1 protein-coding gene is annotated in these 518 nt (G+C 62.0%); it reads left to right on the top strand.

Features of this window, described 5'->3' with window-relative positions; translation table 11 throughout:
• The first annotated feature begins 128 nt into the window (after nt 1–128).
• Nucleotides 129–452, top strand: a complete 324-nt coding sequence (locus ACFTOW_RS13230) for a PD-(D/E)XK nuclease family protein (protein WP_379916483.1) — start codon at nt 129–131, stop codon at nt 450–452.
• Nucleotides 453–518: the final 66 nt, after the last annotated feature.

Below are 518 nucleotides of genomic sequence, written 5' to 3'. Positions count from 1 at the left end.
CGACAGGCCCATCTTGCCAGGCGTATGGACCTGCCGGAAAATAACTTCTTGTTCGGGGCCGTGCTCGGCGTTCCAGGCGCGTACCCGTCCGGATCAGCGCAACAGGCTGGCTTGACGCGCCCGCTGTTATGGCGGCCCGCAACGCGCTTGGCACCGCTCTTCACAAGGCGATGCGCGTTCTCTTGCTGCGCCCGGATCTGCGTCCGCGTTTGTCTGCGGCTACGGGCTTTGACGAGCTGACGCTGGATGGGCTGCAGGCACAGGCGGACGCGCTTAAGCAGTGGCTGACGGCTGCGGGCTATACGCAGATCGAGTGCGAGGTGCCGATCCAGAGACGTGAAGCATCGGGTGCGGAATTCAACGGGATCATTGACCTACTGGCCACCTGTAAAGGGCAGCGCCTGATCCTCGATCACAAGAGTGGCGCGGGAAGCTTTCGGCAAAGGTCTTGATGGTGTCTGCATCGCGCCCCTCACAGGCAAAGAGTAGTTTGCTCTCGTCAAGGTCGTGGAACAGGG

This window comes from Lacimonas salitolerans, from assembly GCF_042677865.1.
GTDB lineage: Bacteria > Pseudomonadota > Alphaproteobacteria > Rhodobacterales > Rhodobacteraceae > Lutimaribacter > Lutimaribacter salitolerans.
This window is presented reverse-complemented; position numbering and strand designations above follow the sequence as displayed.

What these genes read in the sequence shown, in the direction of transcription:
- ACFTOW_RS13230 (WP_379916483.1), top strand. Translation starts at nt 129, where the DNA reads ATGGCGGCCCGCAACGCGCTTGGCACCGCTCTTCACAAGGCGATGCGC.